17 protein-coding genes and 1 tRNA gene are annotated in these 17,378 nt (G+C 72.8%); 13 read left to right on the top strand and 5 right to left on the bottom strand.

Features of this window, described 5'->3' with window-relative positions; all coding sequences use genetic code 11:
• Positions 1–23: 23 nt before the first annotated feature.
• Positions 24–1,241, bottom strand: a complete 1,218-nt coding sequence (locus LG634_RS28485) for a sensor histidine kinase (protein WP_226737789.1) — start codon at positions 1,239–1,241, stop codon at positions 24–26.
• Positions 1,242–1,389: 148 nt separating this feature from the next.
• Here LG634_RS28485 and LG634_RS28490 point away from each other — a divergent pair, with 148 nt between their 5' ends.
• From LG634_RS28490 to LG634_RS28545, 12 genes are all read left to right on the top strand, one after another.
• Entirely contained in the window at positions 1,390–1,800 is a 411-nt protein-coding gene (locus LG634_RS28490; RefSeq protein ID WP_226737791.1) for an NADH-quinone oxidoreductase subunit A, read from the top strand.
• The gene (locus LG634_RS28495; protein WP_226737793.1) at positions 1,791–2,408 is read left to right on the top strand and encodes an NADH-quinone oxidoreductase subunit B; all 618 of its coding nucleotides are present in this window, start codon (positions 1,791–1,793) and stop codon (positions 2,406–2,408) included. The genes LG634_RS28490 and LG634_RS28495 overlap by 10 nt, the downstream gene beginning before the upstream one ends.
• Entirely contained in the window at positions 2,405–3,643 is a 1,239-nt protein-coding gene (locus LG634_RS28500) for an NADH-quinone oxidoreductase subunit C (protein ID WP_226737795.1), read from the top strand. Before LG634_RS28495 ends, LG634_RS28500 begins: the two co-directional genes overlap by 4 nt.
• A complete protein-coding gene (locus LG634_RS28505; protein ID WP_226737797.1) occupies positions 3,640–4,608 on the top strand; it encodes a complex I subunit 1/NuoH family protein in 969 nt (322 codons plus the stop codon). The genes LG634_RS28500 and LG634_RS28505 overlap by 4 nt, the downstream gene beginning before the upstream one ends.
• Complete coding sequence (locus LG634_RS28510) at positions 4,605–5,183, top strand: NuoI/complex I 23 kDa subunit family protein (RefSeq protein WP_226737818.1); 579 nt, start codon at positions 4,605–4,607, stop codon at positions 5,181–5,183. The genes LG634_RS28505 and LG634_RS28510 overlap by 4 nt, the downstream gene beginning before the upstream one ends.
• Positions 5,180–5,800, top strand: a complete 621-nt coding sequence (locus tag LG634_RS28515; RefSeq protein ID WP_226737798.1) for an NADH-quinone oxidoreductase subunit J family protein — start codon at positions 5,180–5,182, stop codon at positions 5,798–5,800. Before LG634_RS28510 ends, LG634_RS28515 begins: the two co-directional genes overlap by 4 nt.
• Entirely contained in the window at positions 5,800–6,171 is a 372-nt protein-coding gene (gene nuoK / locus LG634_RS28520; protein ID WP_226737800.1) for an NADH-quinone oxidoreductase subunit NuoK, read from the top strand. The genes LG634_RS28515 and nuoK overlap by 1 nt, the downstream gene beginning before the upstream one ends.
• Positions 6,168–8,150: an NADH-quinone oxidoreductase subunit 5 family protein gene (locus tag LG634_RS28525; protein WP_226737802.1), complete on the top strand. Its 1,983-nt coding sequence runs from the start codon at positions 6,168–6,170 to the stop codon at positions 8,148–8,150. Before nuoK ends, LG634_RS28525 begins: the two co-directional genes overlap by 4 nt.
• A 38-nt stretch (positions 8,151–8,188) precedes the next feature.
• A complete protein-coding gene (locus LG634_RS28530) occupies positions 8,189–9,778 on the top strand; it encodes a complex I subunit 4 family protein (RefSeq protein ID WP_226737819.1) in 1,590 nt (529 codons plus the stop codon).
• Complete coding sequence (locus LG634_RS28535; protein ID WP_226737804.1) at positions 9,775–11,331, top strand: NADH-quinone oxidoreductase subunit N; 1,557 nt, start codon at positions 9,775–9,777, stop codon at positions 11,329–11,331. The genes LG634_RS28530 and LG634_RS28535 overlap by 4 nt, the downstream gene beginning before the upstream one ends.
• Before the next feature lie 272 nt (positions 11,332–11,603).
• Positions 11,604–12,467, top strand: coding sequence for a zinc metalloprotease HtpX (htpX, locus tag LG634_RS28540; protein WP_226737806.1), 864 nt, complete (start codon positions 11,604–11,606; stop codon positions 12,465–12,467).
• A 91-nt stretch (positions 12,468–12,558) separates the two neighbouring features.
• Complete coding sequence (locus LG634_RS28545) at positions 12,559–12,951, top strand: YccF domain-containing protein (RefSeq protein ID WP_226737808.1); 393 nt, start codon at positions 12,559–12,561, stop codon at positions 12,949–12,951.
• Between the two features lie 50 nt (positions 12,952–13,001).
• Here LG634_RS28545 and LG634_RS28550 read toward each other — a convergent pair whose 3' ends face one another.
• A complete protein-coding gene (locus tag LG634_RS28550; protein WP_226737810.1) occupies positions 13,002–14,549 on the bottom strand; it encodes a SulP family inorganic anion transporter in 1,548 nt (515 codons plus the stop codon).
• 173 nt (positions 14,550–14,722) lie between these two features.
• Positions 14,723–15,211, bottom strand: coding sequence for a YajQ family cyclic di-GMP-binding protein (locus tag LG634_RS28555; protein WP_226737811.1), 489 nt, complete (start codon positions 15,209–15,211; stop codon positions 14,723–14,725).
• A 201-nt stretch (positions 15,212–15,412) separates the two neighbouring features.
• Here LG634_RS28555 and LG634_RS28560 point away from each other — a divergent pair.
• Positions 15,413–15,494: transfer RNA gene (locus LG634_RS28560), tRNA-Tyr, on the top strand.
• 139 nt (positions 15,495–15,633) lie between these two features.
• On the opposite strand, the gene LG634_RS28565 is transcribed toward LG634_RS28560, so the two are convergent.
• Entirely contained in the window at positions 15,634–17,067 is a 1,434-nt protein-coding gene (locus tag LG634_RS28565) for a tyrosine-type recombinase/integrase (protein WP_226737813.1), read from the bottom strand.
• Positions 17,064–17,270, bottom strand: a complete 207-nt coding sequence (locus LG634_RS28570) for a helix-turn-helix transcriptional regulator (RefSeq protein ID WP_226737815.1) — start codon at positions 17,268–17,270, stop codon at positions 17,064–17,066. Before LG634_RS28570 ends, LG634_RS28565 begins: the two co-directional genes overlap by 4 nt.
• Between the last annotated feature and the right edge of the window lie 108 nt (positions 17,271–17,378).

Here is a 17,378-nt window from a genome sequence, read left to right on the forward strand (position 1 = left end):
GGCGAGCACGGCGGCGGTGTCAGTCAGGCCGTGGCCGGGCGGTCGCGCCACGGAAGCTCCGCCGTGACCACCGTGCCCCCGCCCGCCGGCGACTCCACGCGGAACACGCCGTCCACCGCGCCCAGCCGCTCCGTCAGCCCGGCCAGCCCCGAACCGCCGTCCGGCCGCGCCCCGCCGCGCCCGTCGTCCGCGACCCGGATCAGCAGCCGCGTCCCGGAGCGCCGCACCACGACGGAAGCAGTGCTCGCGCGCGCATGCTTGCTGACGTTGGTCAGCAGCTCGGAGACCGTGAAGTACGCGATCCCCTCGATCGCCTCGGCTGGCCGCCCCGGCAGGTCCACCGACACCGTCACCCCGCCCGGCACCGCGCACCGGGAGGCGATGGCCGACAGCGCCGCGTCGAGACCGCGGTCGGTCAGGACCGCCGGGTGGATGCCCCGGGCGAGGTCCCGCAGCTCCTGCAGGGCGATCTTCACCTCGCCGTGCGCCTCGTCCACCATGAGGGCCGCCGCGTCCGGGTCCTCCAGCAGCTTCTCCTTCGCCAGCCCCAGCCCCATCGCGAGGGCCACCAGCCGGGCCTGCGCCCCGTCGTGCAGGTCCCGCTCGATGCGGCGCAGGTCGGCGGCGGCCGTGTCCACCACCACCCCGCGGTCCGACTCCAGCTCGGCGATCCGCCGTTCCAGCTCGTCCGACGGCGACAGCAGGCCGCGGACCATCGCCCGGTCCACGTACGCCATGGCCCGCACCAGGTAGGGGAGCACCGGCCAGAGGACGAACACCGCCACGGTCACCAGCGTGAAGGTCAGCACCCCCCACGGCAGTCGGACCGCATGGAACAGCACGGTCCGCCAGGCCACCGGGTCCTTCAGGCTCGTCCACAGCCAGGGGAAGAAGCCGCCCGCCCGGCCGCTCGCCGGGATCGGCGTCGGCTCGTCGACCCGCAGACCGAGCAGCCACCGCGCCCGGGCTCGTTCGGCCTTGCCCAGCTGCCGTGCCCCGAAGAGGCCGAAAGCGAGCAGCGGAAGACCGATCGCCGTCACCGACAGACCGCCGGCGACACCGACCATGACAACTACGTAAACAAATCCGATGATCGTGAACGGCAGGTTCGTCAGCAGGTACGCCATCTCCCGCACGGTCACCGCCGCGAGCACCGGTCGTACCGGCGGCGGCCGGTCGTCCTGCCGGTCGTCGGGGGCGGCACCGGGGCCGGCGCCGGGAACAGGGGTGGTCGTGGTCATGCCCGACAGCCTGCCGGGTGCCGCACCGCCCGTGCCATGGGCCGGCCAGGAGGCGGTGAACGGGGGATAACCCCACCCCGTGTGAGGCAGGCCCTAGACTCCCGTCCGTAACAGATCGTGGACAGAGGTCAGGGAGCGAGGAGCGGACGTGCCGGACGACCCGACGGTTTCGACCGTCACGGTGCTCGCAGCCGAATATTTCCGGAGCTATTCGGTCGTCGGACTGCTCGCTGTGGTCGGCGTGCTCTTCGTCGCCGTGGCCTTCGGCGCCGGCCGGCTGCTGCGGCCGATGGTGCCGACCCCCGAGAAGCTCCTGACGTACGAGTGCGGCGTGGACCCCGTCGGCGAGGGCTGGGCGCACACCCAGGTCCGCTACTACGTGTACGCGTTCCTCTACGTCATCTTCGCCGTGGACTCGATCTTCCTGTTCCCGTGGGCGACGGTGTTCGCCGCTGCCGGATACGGCGCCACGACCCTGGTCGAGATGTTCGTCTTCCTGGGCTTCCTGGCCGTCGGCCTGCTCTACGCATGGAAGAAGGGCGTCCTCGAATGGACGTGACACCGGACGTGACCCCGGGCGCCGCACCGGAACTGCTGCCCGAGCCCAGGCGGCTGGGGGTGCTCTCCCGGCTCGCCCCGGAGCCGATGAAGGTGGTCCTCAACTGGGGCCGCCGTTACAGCCTGTGGGTCTTCAACTTCGGACTCGCCTGCTGCGCGATCGAGTTCATCGCCGCCTCCATGGCCCGGCACGACTTCATCCGGCTCGGCGTGATCCCCTTCGCGCCCGGCCCCCGCCAGGCCGACCTGATGATCGTCTCCGGCACCGTCACCGACAAGATGGCCCCCGCCGTCAAGCGGCTGTACGAGCAGATGCCCGAGCCGAAGTACGTGATCTCCTTCGGCGCCTGCTCCAACTGCGGCGGCCCGTACTGGGACTCGTACTCCGTCACCAAGGGCGTCGACCAGATCATTCCGGTCGACGTCTACGTGCCCGGCTGCCCGCCCCGTCCCGAGGCGCTGCTCCAGGGAATCCTCAAGCTCCAGGAGAAGATCGCCCGGGAGTCGCTCGACGAGCGCTACAGCTCCCCGAGGCCGTCCACCACCGCCCTGACGAGCGGTCTGGTCACCCCGCCGCCCGCCCCCGAGACCGCGGAGGACCGGGCGTGAACGCGTACGACGGACTGCCCGGCAACGTCGCCGAGCTCTTCGGCGCCGAGGCCACCGCCGAAGCCGCCTACGACCTGCTGACCGTGGACGTGCCGGCCGGCGACTGGATCGCCGCCCTCGAAACCGCCCGCGACAAGCTGGGCTGCACGTACTTCGACTGGCTGAGCGCCGTGGACGAGCCGGGCACCGGCTTCCGCGTGTGCGCGCACGTCGCCGCCCTCGAAGGCGGCCGGGTCCGCCGGCTCCTGCTGCGCACCACCGTGCCGCACGCGGCGGCCGTGCTGCCGACCGCGATCCCCGTGTACGCGGGCGCCGCCTGGCACGAGCGCGAGACGCACGAGATGTTCGGGGTCTCCTTCACCGACCACCCGCACCTGGTGCCGCTGCTGCTGCCGGAGAACTTCGAAGGCCACCCGCTGCGCAAGGACTTCGTCCTGGCCGCCCGCGTGGCCAAGGCCTGGCCGGGCGCCAAGGAGCCCGGCGAGGGCGCCGACCACGGCGGCCCCAAGCGCCGCCAGATGCTCCCGCCGGGCGTCCCCGACCCCAACGACTGGGGTCCCATGAAGGGCCAGCTCCCGCCGGCCCCGGCCCGCCCGGCCCGCACCCCCCGCGCCGCGGGCGAAGGCCCGGCCCGCACCCCGCGCGCCGCAGGTGAAGGCCCGGCACGCGCCCCCCGCGCCCCCGGCGAGGCCCCGGCCCGCCGCACCCGCAGCGTGACGGAGGGCTCCGCAAGCCAGGCCGCGGACCCGGCGGCGGCTCCGGCCGCCGGCCCGGAGACCCCGGCCCGCCCGGTACGCCGCAGCCGCTCCGCTTCGGACGGCTCGGCCAGCCAGGCCACGCCGGCCACGGACGCGGCGCCCACGGACACCACGCCCGCGCAGCCGGAGACCCCGGCCCGCCCGGTACGCCGTAGCCGCTCGGCCGCCGACGGCTCGGCGAGCCAGGCCCAGTCCCCGGCCGCCGCACCCGCCCGCCCGGCCCCCCGCAGCGCGGACGCCCCCTGGCACCACGCCCGCCCGGCCTTCGACGAACCGGCCGCCGGGCCGGCAGCCGAAGAGGCCGCCGGGCCGACGGCCGAACCGGCAGCCGAAGAGGCCGCCGAGCCGGCCCCGAAGCCGGAGGCAGAGTCCGCCCGCGCCGCGGACCGCGAGACCGGGAAACCCGAGACCCCCCGGCCGGACCCGGCCGAGACCGCCGACACCCCCCACGAGACCGACAACGGAGGCACCGCGTGAACGACGTCCTCGACGTCGCGCTGCGACTCATCGTCGTCTTCGCGGTCTTCCTCGTGATGCCGCTCGTCATCGGGCAGACCGAGCACAAGGTCATGGCCCACATGCAGGGCCGCCTCGGCCCCATGTACGCCGGCGGCTTCCACGGCTGGGCCCAGCTCGTCGCCGACGGCGTGAAGTTCGCGCAGAAGGAAGACATCGTCCCGGCCAACGCCGACCGCCGCGTCTTCCAGCTCGCCCCCGCCGTCGCCCTGCTGCCGTACCTCCTCGTCCTGCTGGTGATCCCGGTCGGCCGCGGCGAAGGCGCCGTCGGCCAGGTCATCGACGCCGGCGTGTTCTTCGCGCTCGCCGTCATGGGCGTGGGAGTCCTCGGCAGTCTGATGGCCGGCTGGGCCTCCGCCAACAAGTTCTCCCTGCTCGGCGGCCTCCGTACGGCCGCCCAGCTGCTCGCGTACGAGCTGCCCATGCTGCTCGCCGCCGCCTCCGTCGCCATGGCCGCCGGCACCGTCTCCCTGCCCGGCATCGTCGAGGCCTTCGAATGGTGGTGGCTGCCCTGGCAGATCACCGGCGCCCTGGTCTTCTTCGTCGCCGGCCTCGCCGAACTCCAGCGCCCGCCCTTCGACATGCCGGTCGCCGACTCCGAGATCATCTTCGGCGCGTACACCGAGTACACCGGCCTGCGCTTCGCCCTGTTCCTGCTCGCCGAGTACGCCGGCATCGTCGTGCTCTGCGCCCTGACCACCGTCCTCTTCCTCGGCGGCTGGCACGGCCCGTTCGGCGGCGACGGACTCGGCTGGGTCTGGACCCTCCTGAAGATCGCCCTCCTCGCCTTCGCCGTCATCTGGCTCCGCGTCACCTACCCGCGACTGCGCGAGGACCAGCTCCAGAAGCTCGCCTGGACCACACTCATCCCGCTCGCGCTCGCTCAGATCGCGCTCACCGGCATCGTGAAGGTGGCGATCGGATAATGCCCATCCCCGGATCCGGCCTGGCCAAGGGCCTCGCCGTCACCCTGCGGACGATGACCCGCCGCTCCCACACCGCCCAGTACCCCGACGTCCAGCCCGACCTCCCGCCGCGCAGCCGCGGCGTCATCGGCCTGTTCGAGGAGAACTGCACCGTGTGCATGCTGTGCGCGCGCGAGTGCCCCGACTGGTGCATCTACATCGACTCCCACAAGGAGACCGTGCCCGCCGCCGCCCCCGGCGGCCGCGAGCGCAGCCGCAACGTCCTCGACCGCTTCGCGATCGACTTCTCGCTCTGCATGTACTGCGGCATCTGCATCGAGGTGTGCCCCTTCGACGCCCTCTTCTGGTCGCCGGAGTTCGAGTACGCGGAGACGGACATCCGCGACCTCACCCACGAGCGCGACAAGCTCCGCGAGTGGATGTGGACCGTCCCGGCCCCGCCCGCCCTCGACCCCGCGGCCGAGGAGCCCAAGGAGGTCGCGGCCGCCCGCAAGGCCGTCGAGAAGCTGGAGGCGGCCGCCGCCCAGGCCGACACCCCGACCGACCCCGCCCCCGAGGGAGGTGCAGGCGCATGAGCGCGCTCACCCTCGCCGCCGGCGCAGACCCCGGCTTCCTCTCCCCGACCGGGGTCGAGATCGCCTTCGTGCTCGTCGGCATCGCCACCCTCGGCGCCGCCCTCGTCAGCGTCACCACCAAGCAGCTCGTGCACGCCGCCCTCTGGCTGGTCGTCACCCTCGGCGGGATCGCCGTGGAGTACCTCCTGCTGACCGCCGAGTTCATCGCCTGGGTCCAGGTACTGATCTACGTCGGCTCCGTGGTCGTCCTCCTCCTCTTCGGCCTCATGCTCACCAGGGCGCCCATCGGCCGCTCCCCGGACGCCGACTCCGGCAACCGGTGGGCCGCCCTCGCCGTCGCCCTCGCCTCCGCAGCCGCCCTGGTCTGGGTGGTCGTCGACGCCTTCCGCACCACCTGGATCGACCTCGACGGGCCGGCCCAGGGCAGCACGAAGGTGTCCGGCGAGATCCTCTTCCGCCACTGGGTGCTGCCCTTCGAAGCGCTCAGCGTCCTGCTGCTGGCCGCCCTCGTCGGCGCGATCGTCCTGTCCCGCCAGAGCCCGGCCGACGCACCCGCCGGCCCCGACGCACCCGCCGGCCCCGGCGCATCCGCCGGCTCCGACAAGGAGCACCGCTGATGCACCTCGCCTACCCCGCGGTCCTCGCGGCCCTCCTCTTCTGCACCGGCCTCTACGGAGTCCTCGCCCGCCGCAACGCCATCCTGGTCCTGATGTCCGTCGAGCTGATGCTCAACGCCGTCAACCTCAACCTGGTGGCCTTCGACGTCTGGCTCCGCGACACCCTGCACGCCGGCCAGGCCCTCACCCTCTTCACCATCGCCATCGCCGCCGCCGAGATCGGCATCGGCCTCGCGATCGTGCTGATGGTCTACCGCAACCGCGGCACCGCCGACATCGACCGGCTGCGGGACACCGCCGAAGGCCACGAGCCCGCTCCGACCACCGACGCCGCCCCGACCGCGGACCGCGCCACCGGAGCCGCCGCGTGAGCACCACGACCCTCGCCGTCCTCGTCCCCCTCCTCCCCTTCCTGGGAGCCGTGGCCGGACTGCTGCTCGGCCGCACCGCCCCCGGCTTCGTCCGGCCGCTGGCCCTGCTGCCCACCCTGGCGGCCGCCGCCCTCGCCGTGACCGTCGCCGTCCGCCAGGGCGGCGGCAAGGCCGTCGACGCCGCCACCGAGCTGACCCCGACCGGCTCCGTCCCCGTCGAGCTCGCCCTGCACCTCGACGGCTTCGCCGTGCTCGCCGCCGTCCTCGTCGGCATCGTCGCCACCTGCGTCCAGCTGTACTCGACGGCGTACCTCCGCGAGGACCCGCGCTACCCCTCGTACGCGGCCCTGGTCTCGCTGTTCACCTCCGCCATGCTGCTCGTCGTCTACTCCGGCGACCTGATGGTGCTGCTGGTCGGCTGGGAGATCATGGGCATCTGCTCGTACTTCCTGGTCGGCCACTACTGGGAGACCGAGGCCGCCCGGTCCGCCTCCCTCAAGGCCTTCCTCGTCACCAAGCTCGGCGACGTCCCGTTCCTCATCGGCATGTTCGCGCTCGCCGCCGACGCCGGCTCCTTCCGGATCACGAAGATCCTCGGCGCCGTCGCCGCCGGCGGACTCGACCACCCGACGCTGATCGCCCTGCTCCTGCTCGCCGGAGTCGCCGGCAAGTCGGCGCAGTTCCCGCTCCACACCTGGCTCCCGGACGCCATGGCCGGCCCCACCCCGGTCTCCGCGCTCATCCACGCGGCGACCATGGTCGCCGCCGGCGTCTACTTCATCGCCCGCCTCCTCCCCGTCTTCACCGCCTCCGCGGCCGCCCTCGTGGTCATGGCCGTGATGGCCGCCGTGACGATGGTCGGCTCGGCGCTCGCCGCCCTCGCCCAGGACGACATCAAGCGCGTCCTCGCCTACTCGACGATCGGCCAGCTCGGCTACATGACCGGCGCCCTGGCCGTCGCCGACCGCGGCGCCGCCGTTTTCCACCTCCTGTCCCACGGGTTCTTCAAGGCCCTGCTCTTCCTCGGCGCCGGCGCCGTCATCCACGCCGCCGGCACGAACTCCCTGACCGCCATGTCCCGCATGGGCGGCCTCACCCGGCGCATCCCGGACGCGTTCTGGACGATGACGGTCGCACTGCTCGCCCTCGCCGCCCTGCCGCCGTTCGCCGGCTTCTTCTCCAAGGAAGCCGTCCTCGTCGCCGCCGAGCAGGCCGCCGCCGGCCACAGCGAGCTCGCCCCGACCGCCGCCGGCTGGACCGTCCTGACCGCCGGCGTCCTGACCGCCCTGCTCACCGCCGCGTACGCCACCCGGCTGTGGCTGATGGCCTTCCGCGGCACCGGTGAGCCGGCCCCCGACCACGGCCGCCAGCCGGTCGCCATGACCGGTGTCCTGTGGGTGCTCGCCGTCCCGACCGTCGCCTTCGGCCTCGCCTCCGACGTCATCGGCGACTGGTTCGACGGCGGACAGTTCCTCCCGACGCTGCTCACCTCCGTCCTCGGCACCGGCGCCGCCCTCCTCGGCGCCGTCCTCACGTACGGCCTCTGGCAGCGCGCCTCGGCCCCCGCCCCGCGCGTCCCCGCCGGGACTGCCGCGACCGCCGCGACGCCCGGGACCGCCGGCACGCCCCGGTCCGGCGAGACCGCACAGGTCCCCGCCGCCCGCCCGGTCGCCGACCCCGGCCGCACCCTGCTCGGCCCCCTGCACCCGCACGCCGCCGCCGGCTTCCACCTCGACGCCTGCTACGCCGCGCTCTTCGTACGCCCCGTGCAGGCCGCCGCCGGACTCGTCCGCTTCCTCGACCGCGAGGTCGTCGACACCTACGTCCGCGGCGCCGGCACCGGAACCCGCCTGCTCGGCACCCTCGTCCGCCGCGCCCAGACCGGCAACGTGCAGACCTACCTGAGCGCCCTGCTCGCCGGAACCGTGGTCCTCGCGGTCGCCGTCGCCGTCCTTGCCAACGTCAACGCCGGATCGTGAGCCGTGAGTCAGCCGTGATTGATATCAGCGCATCCGTGATGCAGTACCTTCTGGCGTTCACCGTGGCCGCACCCCTGCTCGGCGCCGCCGCGGCCCTCCTCCCGGCCCCGCCCGGGCTGAAGGGCCGCAGCCCCGGACAGGCCGTCCTGCGGCACGGCGTCACCGTCACCGGCGCCGTCCTCGCGGCCGCCGTCGTCCTCGCCCTCGGCTTCGACCACGACGCACCCGCCCGCTTCCAGGCGACCACCGACATCAGCTGGATCCAGGCACTCAACGTCCGGATCCACCTCGGCATCGACGGCATCTCGCTCCCCCTCCTCGTGATGACCGCGCTGCTCTTCTTCCTGTGCGCGCTGTACAGCTACTTCAAGCTCCCCGCCGGCCCGTCCCCCAAGGCCTTCGTGGCGCTCCTGCTCGTCCTGGAGTCCGGCACCCTCGCCACCTTCGCCGTCCTCGACCTGCTGCTGTTCTTCCTCGCGTTCGAGATGGTGCTCATCCCGATGTACTTCCTCATCGCCCGCTGGGGCGGTGACCAGCGCCGCGCCGCCGCCTGGAAGTTCATCCTCTACACGCTGCTCGGCTCCGTGGTCATGCTGCTCGGCCTGCTGCTCATCGGACTGAACGCGGGTACGTTCGACATGGTGGCACTCGCCACCGACAACGGCCGCGAACTCACCCACACCACCCAGATCCTGGCCGTCCTCGCCATCGGCACCGGCCTCGCCGTGAAGACCCCGATGTGGCCCCTGCACAGCTGGCTGCCCGCGGCCCACACCGCCGCCCCGACCGTCGGCTCGGTGCTCCTCGCCGGCGTCCTGCTGAAGATGGGCACGTACGGGTTCGTGCGCATCCTGCTCCCCGTCACCCCCGACGGCATGCGGACCTTCGCCCCGTACCTGGGCGCCTTCGCCGCCGTCGGCATCGTCTACGGGTCCCTCGCCTGCCTCGCCCTCGCCCGCAAGGGGTCCAAGGGCGACCTCAAACGGCTGATCGCGTACTCGTCCGTCGGCCACATGGGCTTCGTGCTGCTCGGCATCGCCACCATGACCCCCACCGGCGTCAACGGCGCACTGTTCGCGAACATCGGCCACGGCCTGATCACCGGCCTGCTCTTCTTCCTGGTCGGCGCCCTCAAGGACCGCTACGGAACCAGCGACCTCGACACCCTCGCCGGGGCCACCGGCGCCGCCCTCTACGGCCGCGCCCCCCGCCTCGGCGCCCTGCTCGCCTTCGCCGCCGTCGCCTCCCTCGGCCTGCCCGGCCTCGCCGGGTTCTGGGGCGAGATGCTGGCCCTGTTCGGCGCGTTCGACCCGGCCGACGGTCTCAGCAGGCCCGCGTTCCTCACGTACATGGCGATCGGCGGCTTCGGCACCCTGCTCACCGCCGCCTACCTGCTGATCGTCGTCCGCCGCGTCTGCATGGGCGAGCACCTGCCGGCCGACCCCGAGGCCCACCCCGAGGCCCGGCCGGACCACCTGCCCGCCCCGCTCGCCGACGTCCACGGCTACGAGTTCGCCGCCTGGACCCCGCTCGTCGCACTCACCGTCCTCGCCGGCCTGTGGCCCGCGGTCCTCCTCGGCCTCACCGATCCGGCCGTCCAGAAGCTCCTCGCAGGAGGCAACGCATGACGGCCCAGCCCCTGGCCGCCGCCGACCTGGTCCAGTCCGTCGACTGGGCGGCCATCGCGCCGCCGCTGATCGCGGCCGCCGTCGGCCTCGCCGTCCTGGTCGCCGACCTCTTCGTCGCCGACCGCAAGAAGGCGCTCCTCGGCCGGCTCGCCACCGCCGGCCTGGCCGGCGCGCTCGTCGCCCTGCTGCCCCTGCGCGCGGGCGACCGCAGCACGTTCTGCCTGACCACCGACCCGGCCGCGTGCAGCTACGTCGCCGACGACTTCACCCTCGTCGTCCAGTTCCTGGTCCTCGCCGGCGCCCTGGTCACCGCCCTGCTGTCGGTCACCCTCGCCGAAGAGGGCCGGCTGCCCGCCGGCGAGTACTGGTTCCTGCTGCTCTCCGCGACCGCCGGCGCCGCCCTGCTGCCCGCCTCCCGCGACCTCGCCACCCTCATCGTGGCCCTCGAAGTCGCCTCGCTGCCCGCCTTCGCCCTCGTCGGCATGCGCCGCGGCGACCGGATGTCCTCCGAGGCCGCCCTCAAGTTCTTCCTGTCCTCGGTCACCGCCACCGCCGTCTCCCTGCTCGGCGTCAGCTTCGTCTACGCGGCCACCGGCAGCATGCACCTGGGCCGCATCGCCGACGGCCTGGAGCACGTGCCGGCCGCCCTCGACACCCTCGCCATGGCGGGCGTCGCGCTCACCCTGATCGGCTTCGCCTTCAAGACGGCCGCCGTCCCCTTCCACTTCTGGGTCCCCGACACCTACGTCGGCGCGCCGCTGCCCGTCGCCGCCTACCTGTCGGTGGTCGGCAAGGCCGTCGGCTTCACCGGCCTGGTCCTGGTGACCGTCCTCGCCTTCCCCGCGTACTCCGATGTCTGGGGCCCCGCCCTCGCCGTCCTCGCCGCGCTCACCATGACCCTCGGCAACGCCGCCGCCCTCCGCCAGGCCACCGGCCGCCGGCACAGCGCCGTCCGCCTGCTCGCCTGGTCCTCCGTCGGGCAGGCCGGCTACCTGCTGGTCCCGATCGCCGCCGCCGCGTACGGGGGCCGCGACCAGATCGGCTCCACGGTCGCCTACGCGCTCATGTACGCCGCCGTGAACCTCGGCGCCTTCGCCGTCGTCGCGCTCGTCGCCCGCAGCGCCCCGGGCAACCGGATCGACGACTACCGCGGCCTGTACGCCCGGCGCCCGTTCGCCGCGCTGTCCCTGGCCTTCTTCCTGCTCTGCCTGGCCGGTCTGCCGCCGGGCATCGTGGGCCTGTTCGCGAAGGTCGCCGTCTTCCGCTCCGCGGTCGACGCGGGCCTCGGCTGGCTGGCCGTGGTCATGGCGGTCAACGTGGTCGTGGCGCTCTACTATTACCTCCAGTGGACGGCGGTCCTGTTCCGCGCCCCGGAGCCGGACGCAGAGCAGACCGAAGCGTCCGATTCCGCTCCGGCGGCCCCGGGCCCGCGCATCCCGGTCCCGGTCCCGGTCACCGTCGCCGTCGCCCTCACCGCCGCCGTCGCCGTCGCCCTCTCCGGCGCCCCCCAGCTCATCCTCCGCTTCGCCACGGGCACCCTCTTCCCGCAGTAGCGGGCAACCTCCGGCAGGTACGGCAGCCTGACCGCCGGCAGGGCAACCTCCGGCCCCGCCGGCGTTCGAGGCGCGGGTCCGGGGCGGAGCCCCGGTCTTCCTGCCCCGCCCCGTCGCCCGTACGGCGTAACGCCGCCCGCCCCACCCCCGCCGCCCCAGGGGCAGCGACAGGGAACCCCCGGTCCTCGCGTGGCGTTGACCAGGAAGGGAGGGTCCACTGGACCGTGGACCCTCGCCAGGGTCCCCCTGCCGCACCACTTGGAGGGCGTACCGTGCACCGCCGGCACAACGGGCTGAAGACCGCCGTACTCCTCGGCGGACTGTCCGCACTCATCATCGTCATCGGAAGCTTCTTCGGGCGCGGCGGCCTGATCGTCGCCGTCCTCGTCGCCCTCGGCACGAACGCGTACGCGTACTGGAACAGCGACAAGCTGGCCCTCCGCGCCATGCGCGCCCGCCCCGTCAGCGAATTCGAGGCCCCCGCCCTCTACCGCATGGTCCGCGAGCTCTCCACCGCCGCCCGCCAGCCCATGCCCCGCCTCTACATCTCCCCGACCGAAGCCCCCAACGCCTTCGCGACGGGCCGCAACCCCCGCAACGCCGCCGTCTGCTGCACCGACGGGATCCTCCGCATCCTCGACGAACGCGAGCTGCGCGGCGTCATCGGCCACGAGCTGAGCCACGTCTACAACCGCGACATCCTCATCTCCTCCGTGGCGGGCGCGCTCGCCTCCATCGTCATGTTCCTCGTCAACTTCGCCTGGCTGATCCCGGTCGGCCGGTCCAGCGACGACGAGGGCCCCGGCCTCCTCGGCATGCTGCTGATCATGATTCTGGGGCCGGTGGCCGCCTCGATCATCCAGCTGGCCGTCAGCCGCTCCCGCGAGTACGAGGCCGACGCCTCCGGCGCCCAGCTCACCGGCGACCCGCTGGCCCTCGCCGACGCCCTCCGCAAGCTCGACGCGGGCACCAAGCAGCTGCCGCTGCCGCCCGAACCGCGGCTGGAGGCGGCGAGCCACCTGATGATCGCCAACCCGTTCCGGCCCGGACAGGGCCTCTCCAAGATGTTCTCCACCCACCCGCCGATGGCCGAGCGGATCGCCCGCCTCGAACAGATGGCGGGCCGTCAGCACTGAGCACCGCGGCCCTGCCCCGGTTCCGTCGTAAAGCCGTCACAGTCCCGTCGCCCAGGCCCTTCGAGCGGCCCCCACCAGGGAAGATGGACCGATGAAGACAATCCTGAACGTCATATGGCTCGTGCTCAGCGGCTTCTGGCTGTTCCTCGGCTACTGCCTCGCGGGCCTGCTGCTGTGCATCACGATCATCGGCATCCCGTTCGGCATCGCCGCGTTCCGCATCGCGGTGTACGCGCTCTGGCCGTTCGGCTACACGACCGTGGAGCGCCACGACGCCGGCGCCCCGTCCTTCGTGGGCAACATCTTGTGGCTCCTGCTGGCCGGCTGGTGGCTGGCCCTCGGCCACATCTTCACGGGCATCGCCCTCTGCATCACGATCATCGGGATCCCGTTCGGCATCGCGAACTTCAAGATGATCCCCATCTCTCTGCTCCCGCTGGGCCGCGAAATCGTCCGCACGGACGCCCCCTTCGCCTCCCGCTGACCCGGCATCGGGCCCGTCCGGCCGTGCCCCGCAGGCCGGACCCCGGCCCGTCAGCCGGGCCCGGGCAGGTCCTCGCCGCCGGCGTCCGCGGGCCCGGCCCGGTCGGCCGTACCCACCCCGCCGGGACCCCGGACGCCCCCGCCCGCCGGCCCGTCGAGAGCACCCACGGGGGTCCGCACCGCCCCCGCGTGCTGCCGCTCCCAGGCCTCCAGCGCCGTCAGGCAGGCGTGGTCGAGGTGGCGCAGCCCGTTCAGGTCGAGGTGGACCGGGCGGCCCCCCGGCAGGGCCTCCAGGGCGTCGAGCAGCCGGGGCAGGCGCAGGAACGTCGCATGGCCCAGCACCCGCACCCGCAGGACCTCCCCGTCCGGACCGGGCTCCACCACCGTCTCGATGTGCACGTGCGACGTCTCCCATGCCGACTTCGCCACCGCCAGCCCCAGCCCCACCAGCACCCCGTCGAACAGGTCCGTCGCCACGATCGCCGCCGCCGTCACCACCAGCACCACGGCCTCCCCGCGATGGCTGTCCCACAGCGCACGCACCGCCCGGACCGGCAGCAGCTTCCACCCCGCGTGCAGCAGCACCCCGGCCAGCGCCGCGAGCGGCACCACCTCCAGCGTCTGCGGCAGCAGTACGGCGAACAGCAGCAGCCACAGCCCGTGCAGCACCCGCGCCGCCCGAGTCCGCGCCCCCGCCTCCACGTTGGCCGCACTGCGCACGATCACCGCCGTCATCGGCAGTGCCCCGAGCAGCCCGCACAGGGTGTTCCCGACCCCCTGGCCGACCAGCTCGCGGTCGTAGTCCGTACGCGGCCCCTCGTGCAGCCGGTCCACCGCCGCCGCACTGAACAGCGTCTCCGCCGACGCGATCAGCGCCAGCGCGAGCACCGTCGCCAGCGCCCCCGGCGACCACAGCGCGGCCAGCTCCGCCGACCCCGGCGGCGCGATCGTCGCCAGCACGCCGGTGACCTCCACCTTCGCAACCGGCAACGCGAAAACCGCGCTGACCGCGGTCGCCGCCGCCACCCCCGCCAGCGCCCCCGGCACCGCCCGCGCCGCCCCCGCAGGCAGCCGCCGCCATCCCACGGTCACCGCGATCGTGCCCGCGCCCAGCGCCACCGCCGCCCAGTCCAGCTGCCCGCCGAGCCGGACCAGCCCGGCCAGCTTGTCGAGCGTCCGGCCCGGCGCGGCCACATCGCCGAGCGCGTACAGCTGCCCGGAGATCAGCACCAGCCCGATCCCCGCCAGCATGCCCTGCACCACCGCCACCGAGATGGCCCGGAACCACCGCCCGAGCCGCAGCGCCCCCATGCCCAGCTGCACCACCCCGGCCGCGCACACCAGCGCGCCCAGCACCCGTACCCCGTACGCCTGCACCGCCTCGTACACGAGCACCGTGAGACCGGCCGCCGGGCCGCTGACCTGCAACGAGCTGCCCCGGAACCAGCCGGTCACCAGCCCTCCGACCACCCCGGTCACCAGCCCCAGCTCGGCCGGCACCCCGGAGGCGACGGCCACCCCCACGCACAACGGCAGCGCCACCAGCGCGACGACCACCGAGGCACCGAAATCGGCGCGCAGCGTGCCTGCCCCGGGCATGTGAAACCCCCTGTCCACGCAATGACGGATGTCACCAAGCGTGGTGGGCGCACGGCCCACGGCCCAAGGGCCCACAGGGGGTGGTTCACGGTTCACACGCCGCACGCGCGCCGCACACGTCCCCCCTGCGCCGGGGGCGCACCCGGGGGGCGTACGACAAGCGTCCGGACGGACTAGCGGTAGTTCACGAACTGGATCGCGAAGTCCAGGTCCTTGCCCTTGAGGAGCTGCTGGACGGCCTGGAGGTCGTCGCGGCTCTTGGAGCTGACGCGCAGCTCGTCGCCCTGGACCTGGGCCTTGACGCCCTTGGGGCCCTCGTCGCGGATGATCTTCGCGACCTTCTTGGCGTTCTCCTGGGAGATGCCCTCCTCGATCGAGGCGAAGATCTTGTACTCCTTGCCGGAGAGCTGCGGCTCGCCGGCGTCCAGCGCCTTCAGCGAGATCCCGCGCTTGACCAGCTTGGTCTCGAAGACGTCGAGGACGGCCTTCACGCGCTCCTCGGAGTTCGCCTCCATCAGGATCTTGTCCCCGGACCAGGCGATCGACGCGCCGGTGCCCTTGAAGTCGTAGCGCTGCGAGAGCTCCTTGGCGGCCTGGTTGAGGGCGTTGTCGACCTCCTGCCGCTCGACCTTCGAGACGATGTCGAAACTGGAGTCGGCCATGTCCTGTGGCTCCTTGATGTCGGCTGTGATTGCTCAGAGGGGTGCGGCCCGGACCGTGCCGGACCACCCGCCAAAGCCTAGCCACCGGCGACGCCCGAAGTGCTGATCAATCCGGTGGCGAAGCACCCCGGAGCATCGGGTATTGTTTACGTCGTTGCCAGGGAACACCGCGCAAGCGGCCCACCGAAGCAACATTCCCATGGCGGTGTGCCCGAGTGGCCAATGGGAGCGGACTGTAAATCCGTCGGCTTAGCCTACCCAGGTTCGAATCCTGGCGCCGCCACGCGAGAGAAGTCCCCCTGACCTGCGGAAACGCGGTCAGGGGGACTTCTTCGTTGTTCGAGCGCAGGCCGTCACTGTCTCGCCGTGTCTCGCTCAATCCCGCTCTCTACCAGGGGTTCTGGACGAGACGTGGACGGGATTCAGGGCGAGGCCGGGCCGCCGGCGCCGTGCTGGTTCAGGCGGGCCGAGATCTTGGCGTTCGCCGCGTCGTCGCCGCCCTTGAGGAACTTCGCGTACACCCGGAAGAGGACGGCCACGGAGTGACCGGCCCGCTGGGCGACGAGCTGCGGTTCCACGCCGGCGCTGAGCCAGGCGGAGACGCCCGCGGCGCGAAGGTCGTACGCCCGCTTGGCGAGTTTCTGCTCATCCCCGACCCAGGCCAGGTATGCCTGCTGGCTCTCTTCACGCATCCGCTCTGCCTCTCGTGTGAGGAAGCTCTCACGTGCGAGAGCCCAGACCGCGCCGTATCCGCTCTCCTGCACCATGCCGCCGCGGGCCGTCCGGAAGAGCCGGCCGTCGTCTGCCACGCCGTACGCGTCCACGTGCCGACGGAGCATGGCCACCAGCTCCGGCGGGATCGGGACGCGCCGGACGGTCTTACGCGGCCGGTGCTTGAGCCCCCGCCGGTCGTGCGCCTCCCCGGAGTCGGTCCACGCCCGCCCGGAACGGGCCCGGCTCTCGCTGAGCCGGAGCAGTCCCCACCCTTGCTCGGGGAGGTCGCAGTCCTTGAGCCGAAGGCCCACGACTTCCCCCGGCCGGGCCGCCGCGTAGTAGATGCAGCCGAAGAACGCCTGCAGGTGCTCCCCGCGCTGTCCCTGCCGCCGGACGGCCGCCAGCAGCCCGGCCGCCTGCTCCGGGTTCGGGACGGCCTCGGGGTCTACTTCCTCGTCCACCTTCTCCGGCGCCTTCCACTTGATGGTGGAGACGGGGTTCTCGCTCAGCAGCTCGGCTTCCACGGCGTAGCCGACGGCCTGGTGGAAGATGGCGCGCTTCCGGGCGATGACCGCGCCGGACGAAGTCGCACCGTCCAGCCGGCGGGCGCACGCGTCCAGCGTGCGCCGCACAAGCATCCGGTCGGCCAGCTGCGACGTCGGCACGGACTTCCGCTCGATCCAGGCGAGCATCGAGGCGACGTCCGCCGGCGGTTCCTCCTTCCAGCGGTGCACGTTGAAGCCCCAGGTGTAGAGCGCCCGGCGGACGGCCTTGTGGTCGGCCATCCCGTTCGTGTCCTTTACTAGCGCGAGCGTCACGGTGGCCATGGCCTCGGCAAGGTTCCGGCGGGTGGAAGCGGGGGAGTGGTCCCACTTCATCTCCACGTAGTTCCTGGCGTGCTGGTACCAGGAGATGTCCTTGGCCCTCTGGACCATCGACTTCGGCAGGCCGCTGTCGACGTCCCACGGCTCGCCCTCACGGCTCGCGGTGATGAACTGCGCCCGCCTGCTCTCGGCCAGCCCGAGCGTCAGGAAGGACTCGGAGAAGGGCTGCGTGCCCACCTGCCAGCGGAGCTGGTACGGCTTCCGGTACGGCCGCTTGCGGATGCTCCAGATCCGCACGGTGTAGCTCCAGTTGGTCACGCGGTCTCCAGTTCGTTCTTGAACGCGTCGAGCGCGCGGCGACTGATGCGCAGGCGCCCGTTCGGTAGGCGCTGCATCTCCGGGGCATAGCCGCGGTTGCGCCAGCGGTAGTACGTGGCTCGGGTGATGCTGAGTTCGGTGAGTACGGCCTCCAGCGGGAGCAATTCGTCGGCGGGCTGGCGGCGGGTGGTGGTGCGTGCCATCTGGTCCCCTCCTCGGGGTGTCAGGCGGAGCGGGGTTCCGAGGTATCGCGGTGGAGCGGTCCTGTCCGACGTCCGGATTTCTGCGTCACCGTGTCACTTGCGTCATTC

The organism is Streptomyces bambusae (genome assembly GCF_020532645.1).
Taxonomy (GTDB): Bacteria; Actinomycetota; Actinomycetes; order Streptomycetales; family Streptomycetaceae; genus Streptomyces; species Streptomyces bambusae.

Bases quoted from the DNA above. Each gene is read 5' to 3' on its own strand.
- LG634_RS28545 (WP_226737808.1), top strand. From the start codon at position 12,559: ATGAAGACAATCCTGAACGTCATATGGCTCGTGCTCAGCGGCTTCTGG.
- LG634_RS28495 (WP_226737793.1), top strand. From the start codon at position 1,791: ATGGACGTGACACCGGACGTGACCCCGGGCGCCGCACCGGAACTGCTG.
- LG634_RS28515 (WP_226737798.1), top strand. From the start codon at position 5,180: ATGAGCGCGCTCACCCTCGCCGCCGGCGCAGACCCCGGCTTCCTCTCC.
- LG634_RS28570 (WP_226737815.1), bottom strand. From the start codon at position 17,270: ATGGCACGCACCACCACCCGCCGCCAGCCCGCCGACGAATTGCTCCCG.
- LG634_RS28555 (WP_226737811.1), bottom strand. From the start codon at position 15,211: ATGGCCGACTCCAGTTTCGACATCGTCTCGAAGGTCGAGCGGCAGGAG.
- LG634_RS28530 (WP_226737819.1), top strand. From the start codon at position 8,189: ATGCAGTACCTTCTGGCGTTCACCGTGGCCGCACCCCTGCTCGGCGCC.
- LG634_RS28535 (WP_226737804.1), top strand. From the start codon at position 9,775: ATGACGGCCCAGCCCCTGGCCGCCGCCGACCTGGTCCAGTCCGTCGAC.
- LG634_RS28550 (WP_226737810.1), bottom strand. From the start codon at position 14,549: ATGCCCGGGGCAGGCACGCTGCGCGCCGATTTCGGTGCCTCGGTGGTC.
- LG634_RS28485 (WP_226737789.1), bottom strand. From the start codon at position 1,241: ATGACCACGACCACCCCTGTTCCCGGCGCCGGCCCCGGTGCCGCCCCC.
- nuoK (WP_226737800.1), top strand. From the start codon at position 5,800: ATGCACCTCGCCTACCCCGCGGTCCTCGCGGCCCTCCTCTTCTGCACC.